Origin of the sequence: Arthrobacter jinronghuae (assembly GCF_025244825.1) — a bacterium.
Taxonomy (GTDB): domain Bacteria; phylum Actinomycetota; class Actinomycetes; order Actinomycetales; family Micrococcaceae; genus Arthrobacter_B; species Arthrobacter_B jinronghuae.
Window position 1 is genome coordinate 2,287,348 of the sequence record NZ_CP104263.1, and the last position, 15,683, is coordinate 2,303,030.

16 protein-coding genes and 2 tRNA genes are annotated in these 15,683 nt (G+C 66.2%); 11 read left to right on the forward strand and 7 right to left on the reverse strand.

Going from position 1 to position 15,683, the window contains the following annotated elements:
- Window positions 1-222: 222 nt before the first annotated feature.
- From N2K98_RS10705 to N2K98_RS10720, 4 genes are all read right to left on the reverse strand, one after another.
- Window positions 223-696, reverse strand: coding sequence for a DUF6993 domain-containing protein (locus tag N2K98_RS10705; protein ID WP_255865798.1), 474 nt, complete (start codon window positions 694-696; stop codon window positions 223-225).
- 66 nt (window positions 697-762) lie between these two features.
- Window positions 763-1,359: a single-stranded DNA-binding protein gene (locus N2K98_RS10710; RefSeq protein ID WP_255865799.1), complete on the reverse strand. Its 597-nt coding sequence runs from the start codon at window positions 1,357-1,359 to the stop codon at window positions 763-765.
- Between the two features lie 194 nt (window positions 1,360-1,553).
- Window positions 1,554-2,714: an alpha/beta hydrolase gene (locus tag N2K98_RS10715; RefSeq protein WP_255865800.1), complete on the reverse strand. Its 1,161-nt coding sequence runs from the start codon at window positions 2,712-2,714 to the stop codon at window positions 1,554-1,556.
- A gap of 110 nt (window positions 2,715-2,824) precedes the next feature.
- Window positions 2,825-2,897, reverse strand: a tRNA-Arg gene (locus N2K98_RS10720).
- 341 nt (window positions 2,898-3,238) lie between these two features.
- Here N2K98_RS10720 and N2K98_RS10725 point away from each other — a divergent pair.
- From N2K98_RS10725 to N2K98_RS10745, 5 genes are all read left to right on the forward strand, one after another.
- A complete protein-coding gene (locus N2K98_RS10725) occupies window positions 3,239-4,066 on the forward strand; it encodes a DUF4397 domain-containing protein (RefSeq protein ID WP_255865801.1) in 828 nt (275 codons plus the stop codon).
- An 87-nt stretch (window positions 4,067-4,153) separates the two neighbouring features.
- Window positions 4,154-4,858, forward strand: a complete 705-nt coding sequence (locus N2K98_RS10730; protein WP_255865802.1) for a class F sortase — start codon at window positions 4,154-4,156, stop codon at window positions 4,856-4,858.
- Between the two features lie 60 nt (window positions 4,859-4,918).
- Complete coding sequence (locus N2K98_RS10735; RefSeq protein WP_255797434.1) at window positions 4,919-5,491, forward strand: RNA polymerase sigma factor; 573 nt, start codon at window positions 4,919-4,921, stop codon at window positions 5,489-5,491.
- Window positions 5,472-6,290 (forward strand): anti-sigma factor, encoded by an 819-nt coding sequence (locus N2K98_RS10740; RefSeq protein ID WP_255865803.1) that lies wholly within the window; start codon window positions 5,472-5,474, stop codon window positions 6,288-6,290. The genes N2K98_RS10735 and N2K98_RS10740 overlap by 20 nt, the downstream gene beginning before the upstream one ends.
- Window positions 6,291-6,316: 26 nt before the next feature.
- Window positions 6,317-7,054, forward strand: coding sequence for a M50 family metallopeptidase (locus N2K98_RS10745; RefSeq protein ID WP_255865804.1), 738 nt, complete (start codon window positions 6,317-6,319; stop codon window positions 7,052-7,054).
- An 11-nt stretch (window positions 7,055-7,065) separates the two neighbouring features.
- On the opposite strand, the gene N2K98_RS10750 is transcribed toward N2K98_RS10745, so the two are convergent.
- Complete coding sequence (locus N2K98_RS10750; protein WP_229951641.1) at window positions 7,066-7,485, reverse strand: DUF3224 domain-containing protein; 420 nt, start codon at window positions 7,483-7,485, stop codon at window positions 7,066-7,068.
- A 118-nt stretch (window positions 7,486-7,603) separates the two neighbouring features.
- Between N2K98_RS10750 and N2K98_RS10755 the strand changes: the two genes are divergently transcribed.
- A complete protein-coding gene (locus tag N2K98_RS10755) occupies window positions 7,604-8,869 on the forward strand; it encodes a glycosyltransferase family 87 protein (RefSeq protein ID WP_255865805.1) in 1,266 nt (421 codons plus the stop codon).
- Here N2K98_RS10755 and mptB read toward each other — a convergent pair.
- A complete protein-coding gene (mptB, locus tag N2K98_RS10760) occupies window positions 8,832-10,376 on the reverse strand; it encodes a polyprenol phosphomannose-dependent alpha 1,6 mannosyltransferase MptB (protein ID WP_255865806.1) in 1,545 nt (514 codons plus the stop codon). The two genes, N2K98_RS10755 and mptB, sit on opposite strands and share 38 nt — an antisense overlap.
- Window positions 10,377-10,617: 241 nt before the next feature.
- Between mptB and N2K98_RS10765 the strand changes: the two genes are divergently transcribed.
- From N2K98_RS10765 to N2K98_RS10785, 5 genes are all read left to right on the forward strand, one after another.
- The gene (locus N2K98_RS10765) at window positions 10,618-11,247 is read left to right on the forward strand and encodes a hypothetical protein (protein ID WP_255865807.1); all 630 of its coding nucleotides are present in this window, start codon (window positions 10,618-10,620) and stop codon (window positions 11,245-11,247) included.
- Window positions 11,248-11,340: 93 nt separating this feature from the next.
- Entirely contained in the window at window positions 11,341-11,901 is a 561-nt protein-coding gene (orn, locus tag N2K98_RS10770; protein ID WP_255865871.1) for an oligoribonuclease, read from the forward strand.
- Between the two features lie 140 nt (window positions 11,902-12,041).
- Window positions 12,042-12,117 (forward strand) — tRNA-His (locus N2K98_RS10775).
- Window positions 12,118-12,284: 167 nt separating this feature from the next.
- A complete protein-coding gene (locus tag N2K98_RS10780; protein ID WP_255865808.1) occupies window positions 12,285-13,442 on the forward strand; it encodes an acyl-CoA dehydrogenase family protein in 1,158 nt (385 codons plus the stop codon).
- A gap of 41 nt (window positions 13,443-13,483) precedes the next feature.
- Window positions 13,484-14,056 carry a peptide deformylase gene (locus N2K98_RS10785; RefSeq protein WP_255865809.1) on the forward strand — a complete coding sequence of 191 codons (573 nt, stop codon included), beginning with the start codon at window positions 13,484-13,486 and terminating at the stop codon, window positions 14,054-14,056.
- Between the two features lie 96 nt (window positions 14,057-14,152).
- On the opposite strand, the gene N2K98_RS10790 is transcribed toward N2K98_RS10785, so the two are convergent.
- A complete protein-coding gene (locus N2K98_RS10790; protein ID WP_255865810.1) occupies window positions 14,153-15,616 on the reverse strand; it encodes a glyceraldehyde-3-phosphate dehydrogenase in 1,464 nt (487 codons plus the stop codon).
- Window positions 15,617-15,683 lie beyond the last annotated feature (67 nt).

Below are 15,683 nucleotides of genomic sequence, written 5' to 3' on the forward strand. Positions count from 1 at the left end.
CGCGGCGCAGGAATTGTCACAAACCGCTGGGATCGCGACAAACCGAAGGGATTTTCCCGGCCGAGGCGCTCTGCCGGTCCGTCTTCGTGCCGGCGCCTACATTCGTCCCGGTGTCGATTCCCGCACAATTCCCCCGACCGGTTCCGGCTCAGGTCCCGGTCACTTAGGGCCGGTTCCCGGTCGGGTCCCGGTGACTTCGGGTCACTTAGGGTCGGTTCCCGGTCAGTTGCCGACGAAGCATCCGCCGTCGGACAACACCGGCAGCACCGTAACGTAGGCCGAGCCGTCCCGGACCTCACCGAAAATGCAATCCCCGTCCTGCACAGCTGCAGCCTGGATCGAGTCAACTTCCAGGCCGGTGGGTGTGGTGTCCGCCGAGACTTCCACCGTTCCCGGCGTAAAGCCCGCCGCGGTAAACGCCGCACCCACCGCTTCCCCGTCCGGCAGCGAATCCGAATCAGCCAGCTTCCCCAACTCGGATTCCAGTGCTTCGGTCAATGCGGCATGGGGCGCGGGGGTGTCCGCCGGTGCCGATCCAGGCGTGGCCGATCCAGGCGCGGCCTCTCCCGCCGACGGGGGTTCCTCGCTGGTTTCCCCCTGCCATCCGCAGCCGGAAAGCCCGACCGCGAGCGCCAGGAACCCGGCCGCCAGGCCAACGGCGGGAAGGGTGGGTCGGGCTCTGCGGCGGGGGTTCATCCGGCGATTCTGCCACGTATTACGCCGTCCGGACAAAAAGGGTCCCGGGATATACGGGAGCCTCTCTCAATACGGCGCGGCTACTCCTTCACGGGCAGCCTCCGTGGTCTCCGCCTGTTCATCCTCTTCCGTCAGGCTGTCCCCGGCGACAGCATCAAGAAGCTCGCCGGTCAACGGGTCGATCCGGCCCAGGGACTCCACGGAATCCGGATCCCCGTGGGACCCGGGCCCGGCGGCGTCGTCCGCCCTTGGGCCGCCGTCGATCCCGCCGTCGACCCCGCCCGGGGATGCGTCGCTGCCGGCGGACGTGGTGCGGCGGAAGCTGGCGGTCCCCCACATCAGGTCATGGCCCACCGTGTCGGCGTCGATGTCGGCGCTAGTGCCGCTGCGTCCGTCCTCCGTGACCCACTGTCGCAGGCGCAGCCGGCCGGTCACGACTACCCGGTCCCCCTTGTGGACGCTGAACGCCGCGTTGGTGGCCAACTGGCGGAACAGGCTGACGGCGTACCAGTTTGTCTGTCCGTCCTGCCATCCCCCGGTGTCCCGGTCATACCGCCGCTCCGTGGTGCACATGCGAAAGCTCGCCACCGCGAGTCCGTTGTCAGTGGTGTTCTGACGGAGGTCGGTGGCAACGTAGCCCCGGAGCGTAATGGTGTCACTCATGTTTTCCTGCCTTCGGTTCGGTACCGCGGCGCCTGTGCCTTTTGACGATGCGCAGTGTCGCCCGCATACGTTCCGGCTGGTCCGCCGGTGCCTGCAAGTCTTCACCGACATGTCCACCCCTGCCCGCGGAAGGGCCGGTGTGTGGACGATGTGAGGCGGGAAGGAACGCTGCCGGTCCTGTGGAGGAAGAGCTGTCAGTTCCTCGACCCTTTGTCCTGCACGTTCCTTGCCTGGGCCCAGTCAGCGAAGCCTTCGATGGCCTCGGCCGCGAAGCGGGCCCGTACAGACGCAAAGTAGTCAAAGGAATGCTGGGCACCGGGCAGTCTGCACCAGACCACCGGCTGCCGGGAGATCCCGGCAAGGGTCCGCGCAAAGTCCCGTCCGTGGTCAACGGACACAACGCTGTCCCTGTCACCGTGAAGGAGCAGGAAGGGCGGGGCTGAGGGGTTGGCATAGGCTGCCGGTGTGCTGTCCGGGTTGGTGCCCTGCACCCTGCCGTAATAGCCGTAAAGACAGACGGCCGCTGCCACCGTGGTATCGGCATCCTCGAAGCCGGGCTGCAGCTCCGCCCGGCCGGGCGTCAGCGCGGTGAACGCGGCCAGGAAGGCACCGGCCGAGTTTCCCGCCACGACCACGGGTCCCGTACCTGCACCATAGGCGGCGCCGTGCGTCTTGACCCAGAAGAGGACCCGCTTGGCATCCACCACGTAGTCCGGAAACCGCGCAGCCGGAGCCAAACGGTAATTGGCGCTAACGCAGGTCCACCCGTGGGACGCCAGCCGGTGCAGCAGATACAACGATTCCCGGTTCTTGGCCCCGGAGACGAACCGTCCGCCGTGAAAGTGCACAAACACGGGGCCCTGGGCCGGTCTCCGCCGCGGCAGATACAGGTCAAGGGTGTTTTCCCGGCCCAACTCTCCGTACCGAAGTCCGCTGATCCGCTGCACATCCCGGCGGCGGCGCCGGAAGGGCAGGAAAAGCCCGGCAACGACGGCGCCGCGTCCGGCCACGGCGGGAGCCTCCCTTCCCAGGGCGGCGCGCCAGCCGCCACCGAGGCAGGCATCCAGGGCCGCGGCCGCAACGCCACGGTTCCGGACCGCGCGCACTGCCACCCACACGAGCCCGGCGGCAACAATTGCCATGCCTCCCACGGCCGCCGTTCCCAGCGGCGCGGAAACGTCCCCTTCTCCAATGGCGAAGGCAGTTGCAGCCACGCCAAGCAGCAGCGGAAACAGCGGAGCCTCGTTGACGGTCATGCCGATGAGGTAGGCCGCGACGGACCAACGGGACCGGATGGAGGGCCGGTTACGCGGACTGGCGGCGCCGGGCGGCCAGAGCGCGCAGCAGGTACTCACTCCAAGCAATAAAACTGTGATGAGGTAACCGGCGGGCACTGCGGCTCCTTTGGAGAGCGGGCATATCCCGGGAAGCCTACGCCCCTGCCGGGGGTGCTGCGCCTGCTGAGTGCCCCCGGCGCGACTCGAACGCGCAACCTACGGATTAGAAGGCCGTTGCTCTATCCATTGAGCTACGGGGGCAACCACACGATGATACTACGGACGCGGCAGGCTCCCGCCCGGACCCGTTCCGGCACCCCGGCGCCGCGGGCCGTCCGTTCCCGGGCAATACCCGCCGCCACCGTCCCTGCCTCGTCCCGGGCTCGGCTCGGCCGGGCTCGTCTCGCCCCGGGCAATACCCGCCGCCACCGTCCAGGGCTCGCCACCGTCCCGGGCTCGCCACCGGCCCGGCTCGTCCCGCCGAAACTCTTTTGCGGAAAATATCTCCGGTTCTGCATCCATGAGGGCCCCCACGGAGGTAGTAGGGGTGTAAGTCACGGAACCCGTACCCGAAAGGTGCGGCAGATCAAGGAGCTCAGACCATGCGCAAGACCGCTACCGCTCTCGCGACCCTCGGACTGGGTGCCGCCGCAGCCTTCTCGGCTGTACCGGCATCCGCTGCTGATTCCGACACGGCAAAACTGTCGGTGCTGCACGGCGTCCCGGACACTCCCGTTGATGTCTACGTCAACGGCACGCTTACCCTGGATGACTTCATGCCCGGCGATCTTGCCGGGCCGCTGGAGCTGCCGGGCGGCAACTACCAGCTGGCCATCACGGCCGCCGACGCCGCCGATGCCTCCGCCCCGATCATTGGCCCGGTCTCGGCAGACCTGGCAGCTGGAGGCAACTACACGGCCACCGCCAACCTGGATGCCTCGGGCAAACCGACGGCAAACCTGTTCACCAATGACACGTCCGCCGTCGAGGCAGGCAAGTCACGCCTGACCGTCCGCCACGTGGCCGCCGCGCCTGCCGTGGACGTCCTGGCCGGCGGCACGCCGGTGATCGAGGGCCTGACCAATCCCAATGAGAAAGCGCTGACCGTGGATGCCGGAACGGTCTCCGCTTCGGTTGCTGCAGCCGGCACCACCACTCCGGTGATCGGTCCGGCGGATCTGGCCCTGGCCGAAGGTACGAACACGATTGTCTATGCGTGGGGTTCGCTCGAAGCAGGGAACCTGGCCCTCGCCACCCAGACCATCGAGGGGCTGCACTCCGCCCCGCACGCGGTTCCGGGCGCACTCGAGCAGGTTACCCAGTCCGGGGATGACCAGGCCCTGACCGCGGCTGCCGCTGCCGGCGGCGTCGCGCTGCTCGCCTTGGGTGCCGTCCTGCTGCGCCGCCGTTCCACGGTCAGCGACAGCTAAGGCAGCACCCGCCCGACCCCCCGGTGCTGCTGCGCACCCCCTTTCCGCGCCGCAGCACCGGGGCCACCTTTTCCGGAGGTCCATCCCATGCCCGTTGTCCCCCTGCAGCGATTCGCTGCAGCGGCTTGCCTCTCCGCCGCGATCCTTGCCGGTTCCGCCGCGTGCAGCGGTGCCCCCGAGGCCGTTTCCCCGGCCCAATCGGTTTCCGCCGCACCCGCACCGACGTCGACGGCGGCACCCGCACCGACGTCGACGGCGGCACCCGCCCCGGCGTCGACAGGGGCACCAACCGTCCCCGCCACTGACATACCCGTGCGGCCGGCCGTACCTACCCCGGCGGAAGCCGTTCCCGAGCCCGTGCGGGTGAGCGTGGAGGGAACCGGCATCGAGCTGGAGGTGATCCCGGTGGGGCAGGAAGCGAACGGCGCCATGACGCTGCCGGACAACCATTACCAGGCCGGCTGGTACCGCTACGGACCGGCACCCGGATCCTCCCGCGGAGCAGCGGTGCTGGCCGCCCACGTGGACTCACGCACCGAGGAACTTCCCATCGCGGAGTTGGACGATGTCCCTGCCGGCACCCCCGTGACCGTGACCCGCAGCGACGGAACCGTCGTGAAGTACACCTCCGAAAAGGTACAGAACATTCCCAAGGCCTCACTCGACGAATTTAATCTCTTCGACCGTGACGGTGCGCCGCGGCTGGAACTGGTAACGTGCGGCGGTAGATGGCTGGACTCGGTAGGTGACTATGAAGACAACGTTGTGCTCACCGCCGTACCCGTACCATAGTGGCTACCCCAGAGCTGCCGGACACCGGACGCAGCCCCGCACGGCAGGAGAACGGCACTGATGCCCACGGGCGCCTCAGATCGCGACGCCGCGATGGACCATGCCTTTGCGGCAGGGGACGAAGCGGCGCTGGCAGAGGCGTACCGCAGGTTCTCGCCCCTGATCCGCGCGCTGGCGCTACGCAAACTGCTCGATCAGGGCGCAGCCGACGACGCCGTGCAGGAAGTGTTCATCCGGGCCTGGAAATACCGGGACAGCTATGCGCCTGACCGTTCCACCCTCGCCGCCTGGCTGGTAGGAATCGGGCGGAACGTGGCTGCCGGCATGGCCACTGCCCGGGGCCGTTCTTCGGAAACACTGATGGAGACTCCGGAGTCCGGCAGGAATCCGGTTCCGCCCGCCGGTCCTGATCCCGACGGCGTGGCAGACCGGGTGGTGCTTGATGCCGAGCTGGCCAGGCTCGGGGAACCCCAGGGTTCCATCCTCCGCCTGGCCTTCCATGAAGACCTGACACATCAGCAGATATCGGAAACACTGAAACTCCCGTTGGGTACCGTAAAGAGCCATATTCGAAGAAGCCTTGTCCAACTCCGGCAGCGATTGGAGGTCAGCGATGCAGCATCTGCCACCTGAAGCGCTGGCCCTGTGCGCCCTGGGCGAGGCCGGACCAGAGGACACGGCACACCTCGACAACTGCACCGAGTGCGCAGCAGAGGTCAGCGCGCTGCAGCGCGTCGTGACCGCAGGAAGGACCCCGCCAGTTCCCGAGGGGCTCCCCCGGCCGCCGTCGTCGGTCTGGGAGTCCATCCACGACCGGCTGGGGCTCGGGGAGGCCGTGCGCGCCGATCCCTTTGGCGCGGCTCCGTCCGATGAGGCTGTGCAGGCATCCTCACTGTCCGACAAAAACGCGGAGACCGGGACGGCGCCGTCTCCGCCCCCCGTGCAGTCGTCCCCTTCAGGGGCGACGCCGGTTCCGCTGGACGCCGTCCGGAAGCGCCGCGAACGACGGCGGCTTCCGCAGGTGCTCGGTGCAGCCGCTGCGGCCGTGGTGCTGGCAGCCGCAGGCATCTGGAGCATATCCCGGATCCTGACGGACCGCAGCGAAGTTATTGCCGCGGTGGAGCTGGCCCCCTTGCCTGCCTATTCGGAAAGGGGCCGGGCGGAGGTGGACCAGCGTTCCGACGGCGGACGGGAGCTGGTAGTCACGGCGAGCGGATCCGATGCCCAGGGCTTCCGCGAAGTCTGGCTGATTGCCCCCGACGTGCAGCGCATGGTCAGTCTCGGGACGATGGAGGGCACGGAGGGCCGGTTTACGATCCCGGCTAACCTTGACCTCGATGAGTACCCAATTGTTGATATCTCGGACGAACCCTTTGACGGTAATCCCACCCATTCCGGGGATTCCATCCTCCGCGGAGTCCTCGACCTCTAAGTCCGCACTTTCTAAGCCGGCCGCCCGTGGATGAGCCTCTTGGCGTCGCCGCCGAGTGGTGGTCCCGGGCCCTGGCGGGCTTCGACCGCGTTCCGGCCGTGGAACCCGAGCCCGGGGTGCTGCTGATGATTGCCGCCGCTGCCGCACTGCTGAGCGTCCCCCGGGCAACGTGGCGGTGGTTCGGACTATTCGTGACGTTTGTCCATGAACTCGGCCATGCCTTCGCGGCGCTGATGACCGGGCAGGTAGTAAAGGGCATCCGCCTGCGCTTTGACCACTCGGGAGACATGCGGTCCCTGGGTCGGGGAGGCTTCCCCGCGGCGTGGGCCGGTTTCTGGGGCTATCCCGTTCCGGCCGTCGTGGGTGCCGTCCTGGTGCTGGCGGCGCTGGGCGGCTGGTCCGGTGCGGCACTGTCGGTCAGCGCCCTCGTGCTGCTCGCTGCGCTGCTGTTCATCCGAAACGGCCAGGGCATCGTAATTGCTTTCGGCTGCGCGTCAGTCTCGGTGCTGCTGGTCTGGTTCGCTGCCCCGCCGGTGGCGGGGTATGTGGCCATGTGTACGGGTATCGCGCTCATGGCGGGCGCTGTCCGGGACTGGTTCAATGTGCTCAGCGTCCACACACGCCGGCGCCGGAACCTGGAAAGCTCCGACGCCTACATCCTCTCCCGGCGTACCGGGGTTCCTGCCGTCCTGTGGCTGGCGGGATTCGCCCTCGTCATTGCTGCTTCACTCGCGGCGGCGGTGTTCGCCGCACTGGGCGCCTAGTCCGTCCGGACCTAGGCCTGGGGAGCGGGGAAGGTTACCCGCAGCTCGAGCCGGTGCTGGCCGTCCTCTTCCTGCGTGTAGATGGCCTTGCCGGATATGCCGGCGAGATCGTCGGTGCCGGAGCCGGGAATGATGTGCCCGGAGCTCGCCGTCGCAGTTCCCTCGGCCAACCCCCAGTGCTGGATAACCATGGTTCCGGAGCGGCCCGCTATGGTCCCGGCGAAGACCTCGGAACCCACATAGCCGGCCCCCGCGGAGTTGCCGGCCATAATCAGGTCCGCGACGGAAGTCCCGGTGATGTCACCCTCGTAGATCTTCACCGCCCGAACCGTGGAAAGTTCGCTGTTGGTTCCTTCCACCTGGTACGGGGTGGGTTCCCACTCCGAAACGTCGAAATCCGCCACAATCACTTCTTCAGTTAGGTCGGTCATTACTCCAGTATCCCGTGTCCGACGGCGGATTGCATGCCGGGTGCCGCGCTTGGGTAGCCTTATCGCTGTGCACGGACGCGGCACGGCAACGGATTTAACTAAGGAGCACCACCCTCGCATGACCCGGAAATCGGCATTCCAGCATCCACGGTTACTCCGCCCCGCCACCCTCTGGACGGTATTTGCCGTAGTCCATCTGGGCTTCCTTGCCGCCCTTGCGACCCGTATCCTCGGCGGCGATGTCCTCAGCGATGTGGGCTTCTACCGGCTGTGGGCGTTCTCCGGAATCCAGAACGGCTACTGGGTCGGGATCGACGGCGGCTGGGTCTATCCCATTGCGGCGCTCTTACCGATGGTCCTGGCAGCGGTCTTTGGCTACGGCGCTTACCAGTTCACTTGGTTCCTGCTCTTTACCGCCCTGAATGCGGCCGGCGTCGCGGTCCTCGCCCGGCGCGCCGGGACCCAGGGCATCGCGTCGGCCTACTGGTGGCTGGCCGTCACGGCACTGCTCGGTCCGGTTGCCGTGGGACGCGTGGACGGGCTCACCGCGCCCCTGGTGATTATGGGCCTGCTCTTCCTTGCCACCCGTCCCGTGCTGGCGTCGGCCCTGCTGTCGCTGGCTACCTGGGTCAAGGTCTGGCCCGCCGCCGTCATCCTCGCGGTGCTCGTAGCGTGGAAGAAACGCCTCACCCTGCTGGCTACCGGTGCCGCCGTATCGGCGGTCATTGCCGTCGCCGTGGCATTGTCCGGCGGCCTTCCCCACCTGCTGAGCTTCGTCGGTGAACAGGGCGCCCGCGGCATGCAGATGGAAGCCCCGTTCACCACGCCGGGACTCTGGCAGGCGATCCTCGGCTCCTCCGACGCGTACATTTTCGAGGACAAGGTCATCAACACCCGCGAAGTCCGCGGAGCCCTCGGCGAGCCCGTGGCCGCGCTGATGACGCCGCTGCTGGCGCTGGCCGCCCTCGCCGTCGTCGGACTGCTGATCTGGGCGCTGCGCCGCGGAGCCGATTCCCGTGCCCTGCTGATCTCGGGCTCGCTGGCACTGGTGAGCGCGTTCATTGTGTTCAACAAGGTGGGCTCGCCGCAGTTCATGCTGTGGCTGGGCGCCGTGATCGCCGTCGGACTGGCCTGGGAAGGCAAGGCCTGGAAGATACCCGGGCTCCTTATGCCGGCGATTGCCGCGCTGACCACCCTGGTTTATCCGATGTTCTACTCTGCCCTGTACAACGACCTGAACATTGCCGTGGCCCTGCTCCTGACCGCCCGCAACATCCTGCTGCTGGTGCTCTTCGGCTGGTCGGTGGCCCGGGTCATCCGCCTTACCCGGGCCGGCAGCGAAAGCCTCAGTGCGTCCGCAGCTCGCCCGGAGCAGGCACCGTAAGCTTTTTGCGGAACAGGACCTTGGTCTTGGGGTCCAGGAAGATCAGGTAAAGGGCGAAGCCCAGCGCGATCACGGCGGCGATCTGGCGGGCCGCGCTGAGGCTGAACTCAAAGTAGGGCCAGATATCAAGCTGGTCGCTGATGGCGTAGACCATGAAGAACGAAACGAACAGGTACAGCGTCTTCGCCTGCCAGTCGTCCCGCAGGCCTGTCACGGCGAACAGCGGAATGAGCCACACGACGTACCAGGACTGGATCATCGGTGCCAGCATCACGATGGCGGCGAAGGCCAGCGCCAGCCGCCTGATCATGCGGCTGTGCTGCCCCACGAACATCTGCCACAGCACAATCCCCACGGACGCCACGCGTCCGATCGTGTGGACAATGTCGGCCAGGGTCCAGCCCGGCAGCCCCAGGGCGTTGCCCAGCGTTGCCACCAGCATGCCCGCGAACCCTACCGGTGCGTACCAGATCCAGACACTTCCGGGCGTGCTCAGGGCGCCCACCCAGCCGAAGCCGAAGCCGTTGATCAGGCCCATGATCCACAGCAGGCCCAGGGAAATACCCGCAGTCATGAACCAGTAGGCAAACTTCCGCCGCCATGACGCGTTCTTTCCGGCCCACAGCAGGCCGATGAACGGAAGGAAAATGATGGTGATCGGCTTGATGCCGATGGACAGGGTCACCAGCAGGATGCCGACGAGGGCCCGGTTGGTCGCGGCCAGGTACAGCCCGGCCAGCGCCAGACCGATCATCAGGGCATCGTTGTGGACTGCGGCGATGAAGTTAACCAGGAACAGCGGGTTGGCTGCGGTCAACCAGAGGGCACGGTTCGGGTTGATGCCGTGCAGCTCGGCCAGCTTAGGGACGTAGTAGACGCAGAGCGCGACGCCGAGCAGGGCTATCAGCCGGAACAGCAGGATCGAGAACTCAGGCTGGCCGCCGGTAATCCGGACCACCAGTTCCTCGATCCAGAGGAAGACCGGCCCGTAAGGGGTGGGGCTTTGGGCCCAGAGATCATCCGCTCCGAGCTGCAGGTAGTTGGAGATCTGGGAGTAGCCGTCCTTGTACGGGTTCAACCCGCTGACCATGACCAGTCCCTGGGCGATGTAGGCGAAGACGTCGCGGCTGAACAGCGGCAGGGCTAGGCACATGGGTGCCGACCATGCGATCACGGCGCGCAGTACCACCGGCCGCGATTCCGGACCCCAGCTTCCCTTCATCCGCTGGCCGAGCCGCAGCCAGGACCGCACCAGGAGCATCCCGCCCGTTGCCAGCATCAGCACAGCGGCTACGGCGCCGATGGGCTGATCGAAGCGCATCCAGATAATCAGCGGATTGCTCCGGAGATTGGCGGATGCGAGCGACAGCCAGCCCACGCCGAATGATCCGAAGAGGATCAAAAGGGAACCGATGAACCCCTGCAGGATCGCGATGTTGGGGCGGTCGGCTTTCGCTATCTCCGTGCCCGGAGACGAAGGCTCGGTCGCGGGGACCTGGGCGGTCATCTACGTGGTTCCAATCTCTGGGTGACACTTTGTCCTGCGGGCCTGTGGGCAGTCAGGGTCCGCTACCTCATTCGAATGCGGGCACAAGGATGCCCGGGTAACGTAACAGGCTGATATTAGCACCGGGGCCTGCGCTTGCCCGGGTCGTAGCCGACGCGGCCGCCGTCAATCCTGTGAGCCGGACCACCGTCACATACACTGGTGTTTCTGTTGTGACAAACGAGGCAAGGCGGTATTGGCTGTGGGGCGCCACCGGGCAACAAAGATAAACAAACCCGTAGGGATCCGGGTTGCTACAGCGCGGCCCGTACTGCCACAGGGACGCAGCCCGGAACTGCTGGCGTGGGGTGTCTTCCTCACTGCCGTTGCCGTCGTCGCCATGCTGTGGGTCGAGGTGCCTTGGGGCACCGTGACGGCGGCATCGGCGCTGCTGTTCCTCGCGTTCGGACTCAGCTGGTTCTTCGCTCGGCCGCGTACGACGACGGCGGCGGCCACCGCCGTTGCCGCTCAGGACCTGCCGGCTCCGGCGGTGCGTGCTCCGGCGGCTCCGGCAATGGTTCCCGCGCCCGCCCCGCCCACGGTTGCAGTTGCGTCTCCCCCATCCCCCGCACCCGCACCCGCACCGGCCAGTCAGCATGCCCGTGCCCGTTCCGTAGACCGGCCCCGAAACGCGCCGCACGGACGCCGTGCTGCCGCCGCCCCGGTGTTTCACGACATGCCCGCCGAACCGAGCCGCTGGACCCGCACCTTCGGACCGCCCGACACCGGCCAGATCCCCCTGCAGCCCTACCTGTCCGGCGTGCCGGCAAGCTACGCCACCGCTGACAACGACCTTCCGGACCGGCGCCAGCGCAGCCACTCCAGCCTTTAGCCCCCGAACCCTTTCCAGGGACCAGGTGGTCGAAAGCGGTACATTGGAGAAGTGCCAATAACAAATGAACGTATGGTCTGGATCGACTGCGAAATGACCGGTCTGGACATCAAGAACGACGCCCTGATCGAAGTAGCCGTCCTCGTGACGGACTCCGAGCTGAACATACTTGGCGACGGTGTGGACGTGGTCATCAAGCCCGACGACGCCTCGCTGGCGCAGATGGGTGATTTTGTGCGCCAGATGCACACCACCTCCAAGCTCCTGGACGAGCTGCCCAACGGAATCACGATGGCCGAAGCCGAGGCCGCCGTCGTCGAATACATCACCAAGTGGGTGCCCGAGCCCAAGAAAGCGCAGCTCGCCGGCAACTCCGTAGGGACGGACAAGATGTTCCTGGCCCGCGACATGCCCGAAGTCATCGATTACCTGCACTACCGGATCATCGATGTATCCACCATCAAGGAGCTGGCCCGCCGCTGGTACCCGAGGGCCTACTTCCAGGCGCCGGCGAAGAACGGCGGCCACCGCGCCCTCGGTGATATCCGCGATTCCATCAATGAGCTGCGCTACTACCGCGAGGCTGTTTTCGTCCCCGCGCCGGGGCCGGATTCCGCCACTGCAAAGAAGATTGCCGCTGGGATTTTGAGTTAGCTCCATCACAAAAGAGCCGTCCGGCGCCGGACGTGTCAAAAGCACTCCAAAAACCGTGTAAGCTTGATTCCGCTGCCTCAGATAAATGAGTCCGCAAGACCACTCGCCTGGACTTCGCGGATGAACGTTTGAGGCACATGGTGGGTATAGCTCAGTTGGCAGAGCGCCTGGTTGTGGTCCAGGAGGTCGCGGGTTCAACCCCCGTTACTCACCCCAATGAGGCTGGCGGTTACAGCTTCGAAAGGCCGCCTCGGATGATTCCGGGGCGGCCTTTCCTATGTGTGTTTGACTGTTACCCGCAGCGGCAATCTCTGCCGCTGGGGGGCACGGCCCGGCAACAACCACTACGCCTATGCGTGGCTTATCAATGAGGAGGCGCCGCCTTGGAGCGCAGACTGTTCGAAGAGGACCATGAGCTGTTCCGGGAAGTCGTCCGGGAATTCGATTCCCGCGAAGTCGCCGCCGGATACCCGGAATGGGACGCCGCGCACATGATGCCCCGCCGGCTCTGGAAAGCCGCCGGCGAACAGGGCTTGCTCGGCCTGGCCGTCCCCGAGGAATTCGGCGGCGCCGGCATGCCGGATTACCGCTTCCGCGCCGTGATGGACGAGGAATTTGCCCGCTCCAACCACCTCGCCGTCGGCCTCGCCTTCCATCTGCATGACGACATGGTCCTCCCCCACCTGCTGGCCTACGGGTCCGACGAGCTCAAGGAATACTGGCTGCCCGGCATGGTGTCCGGAGACAAAGTCACCTCGGTTGCCTGGACCGAACCCGGCGCGGGCAGCGACCTGCGCGGCATCCGCACCAAGGCGGTCCGCACCGACGACGGCGACTGGCGCCTCAGCGGCCAGAAGACCTTCATCGGCAACGGCATCAGCGGCGATGCGTCCCTGGTCCTCGCCCGGACAGACGGCAGCTCCGGACGCGGACAACGCGACTCCTTCAGCATGTTCATGGTGGAGAAAACCGAGGGCTACAGCACCGGCCGCCAGCTCGACAAGATGGGTGTGAAGGCCTCCGACACCGCTGAACTGTTCTTCGACGACGTTCACGTCCCGGCCGCCAACCTCGTGGGCGAAGTCGGCCGCGGGCTGGAGTACGCCGAGGGGCAGCTTCCCCAGGGCCGGTTGGCCATCGCCGTCGCCTCCTCCGCCGTCGCCCGCCAGATCTACGAGGCCACCGTGGAATACACCAAAAACCGCAACGCCTTCGGGGAGCGGATCGCCGACTTCCAGAACAGCCGTTTTGCACTGGCGGACATCCTCACCGAGGTTGAAGTCACGGAAGCCTACGTCGATTCGGCCATCCTTGCGTTCAACGAAGGAAAGCTCGACGCCGTCTCGGCCGCCAAGGCCAAACTCTGGGCCAGCGAACGCGCCAAGTCCATCACGGACCGCTGCCTGCAGCTGCACGGCGGCTACGGCTACATCCTGGAATACCCGGTGGCCCAGGCCTTCCTGGCGGCCCGCCTGCTGACCATCTTCGGCGGCACCAGCGAAATCATGCGGGAAGTCATCGGCCGAGGCATCGTCCGCTGAGTCCGGTTTCCCGGCACCAACACCACGAGAGAAAGACAGTAATGACCGTTCGTCCCATCGTCATCCACGGAGAACCCGTACTGCACCGCAGGGCGGCCGAGGTGGAAGAGTTCAATGACGAACTGCGCACCCTGGTTGCCGACATGTTCGAAACCATGGACGTCGCCAACGGTGTCGGCCTCGCAGCCCCGCAGATCGGCGTCGGCCTGCGCCTGTTCACCTTCGACTATGAGAACGACGACGACGCCCCGAACCGCGGCGTCGTCATCAACCCGGTCCTGATCACGTCCAAGATCCCGGGTTCCGCCCCCGATCCGGACGAAACCTCCGAAGGCTGCCTCTCCGTTCCCGGCGAGAACTTCCCGGTGAACCGGGCCGAATGGGTGAAGATCAGCGGCTTCGACGAGTTCGGCGCGCCCGTGCAGTTCGAGGCGACCGACTGGTTTGCCCGCGTCCTGCAGCACGAGTATGACCACCTCGACGGCAAGCTCTACGTGGACCGGCTTACCGACCGGTGGAGCCGGAAGGCCCGGAAGGTGCTGAAGGCGCAGGGCTGGACCGTGCCCGGCCATACCTGGATGCCGGGCGTGGACCCGGACCCGTTCGGCCACTGAGTCCATCTGTACCGACACCGCCCGTAACGCACGAAGGGCCCGCAGGAAATCTCCTGCGGGCCCTTCGTGCATTAACTCGCTGCGCGCTGCCGGTTGTTAGCCGGCGATGGCAGCCAGCGACTGCGCCTTGGGGAAAGCCGGCGGGTTGACGTGCGCCATCTCCTCCAGGACCCGGACCACCTGGCAGCTGTACCCGAATTCGTTGTCGTACCAGACGTACAGCACGAGGTTCTTACCGTTGGAAATGGTCGCGAGGCCGTCCACGATGCCGGCGCGCTTGGAACCCACGAAGTCGCTCGAGACCACCTCGGGTGAGGCGATGTAGTCGATCTGCTTGTGCAGCGGCGAGTTCAACGAGGTTTCGCGCAGGAAGGTGTTTACTTCGTCCCTGGTGGTGGCGGTCTCCAGGTTCAGGTTGAGGATGGCCATCGACACATCCGGGGTGGGAACGCGGATCGCGTTGCCGCTGAGCTTGCCTTCCAGTTCCGGCAGTGCCTTGGCAACCGCCTTCGCGGCACCGGTCTCCGTGATGACCATGTTCAGGGCCGCGGAACGCCCGCGCCGGTCGCCGTTGTGGAAGTTATCGATCAGGTTCTGGTCATTGGTGAAGGAATGCACCGTTTCCACGTGCCCGTTCACAATGCCGTACTTGTCGTTGAGGACCTTGAGCACCGGGGTGATGGCGTTGGTGGTGCAGGAGGCAGCCGTAATGATCCGGTCCTCGTCCGTGATGGAACCGTGGTTGATCCCGTGCACGATGTTCTTCAGGCTCCCCTTGCCGGGTGCGGTCAGCAGCACCCGGGACACACCCTTCGCGGCCAGGTGCTGGGACAGGCCTTTCTCATCGCGCCAGCGGCCGGTGTTGTCCACCACCACTGCGTCGTTGATGCCGTACGCCGTGTAATCCACGGTCGCCGGATCGTTGGAGTAAATGACCTGGATCAGGGTTCCGTTGGCGAGGATGGTGTTTTTTTCCTCGTCCACCGTGATGGTGCCGTTGAACGCCCCGTGGACGGAATCGCGGCGCAGCAGGCTGGCGCGCTTCACGAGATCGTTTTCGGAGCCCTTCCGCACCACGATCGCGCGCAGCCGCAGGCCCTGCCCGCCGCCCGCCTTCTCTACGAGGATCCGGGCCAGGAGCCGTCCGATGCGGCCAAAACCGTAGAGGACGACGTCGGTGCTCGTCCGCTCGTCGGCTCCGCTCTTGCCGGCGACGTCGGCCAGCTCGGTGCGCAGGAAGTCGGTGAGGTCCCCGCCCTGCTCCTTGTACTTGTTGCTCAGCCTGGCCAGGTCCACGGACGCGGCGCCCAGTTCCAGCTCGGTCAGGGCCAGGAGCAACGGGTAGGTCTCTGCGACCGGCAGTTCGGTTTCGTCGATCTGGCGGGCGAACCGGTGCGCCTTCAGAATGTCGATAACCGACCTGTTGACGAGTGGACGCCCGTAGACCGAGGTCACCACGCTGTTTTCCCGGTAGAGCCGCCCGATCAGCGGAATCATGGCCTCGGCGAGGGCCTCCCGATCCATCCAGGCGTCAAGACACGTATCCGAATTGGAGCTCACAGAACTTCACATCCTTTTCTCAGCCGGCACTGCGTTGTGCCGGTTGGGCGGTAATCCCTACCAGTGT

Excerpts from the sequence above, each read along its gene's own strand:
- N2K98_RS10705 (WP_255865798.1), bottom strand. The coding sequence starts at position 696 with ATGAACCCCCGCCGCAGAGCCCGACCCACCCTTCCCGCCGTTGGCCTG.
- N2K98_RS10710 (WP_255865799.1), bottom strand. The coding sequence starts at position 1,359 with ATGAGTGACACCATTACGCTCCGGGGCTACGTTGCCACCGACCTCCGT.
- N2K98_RS10725 (WP_255865801.1), top strand. The coding sequence starts at position 3,239 with ATGCGCAAGACCGCTACCGCTCTCGCGACCCTCGGACTGGGTGCCGCC.
- N2K98_RS10730 (WP_255865802.1), top strand. The coding sequence starts at position 4,154 with ATGCCCGTTGTCCCCCTGCAGCGATTCGCTGCAGCGGCTTGCCTCTCC.
- N2K98_RS10735 (WP_255797434.1), top strand. The coding sequence starts at position 4,919 with ATGCCCACGGGCGCCTCAGATCGCGACGCCGCGATGGACCATGCCTTT.
- N2K98_RS10740 (WP_255865803.1), top strand. The coding sequence starts at position 5,472 with ATGCAGCATCTGCCACCTGAAGCGCTGGCCCTGTGCGCCCTGGGCGAG.
- N2K98_RS10750 (WP_229951641.1), bottom strand. The coding sequence starts at position 7,485 with ATGACCGACCTAACTGAAGAAGTGATTGTGGCGGATTTCGACGTTTCG.
- N2K98_RS10755 (WP_255865805.1), top strand. The coding sequence starts at position 7,604 with ATGACCCGGAAATCGGCATTCCAGCATCCACGGTTACTCCGCCCCGCC.
- mptB (WP_255865806.1), bottom strand. The coding sequence starts at position 10,376 with ATGACCGCCCAGGTCCCCGCGACCGAGCCTTCGTCTCCGGGCACGGAG.
- orn (WP_255865871.1), top strand. The coding sequence starts at position 11,341 with ATGACCGGTCTGGACATCAAGAACGACGCCCTGATCGAAGTAGCCGTC.
- N2K98_RS10785 (WP_255865809.1), top strand. The coding sequence starts at position 13,484 with ATGACCGTTCGTCCCATCGTCATCCACGGAGAACCCGTACTGCACCGC.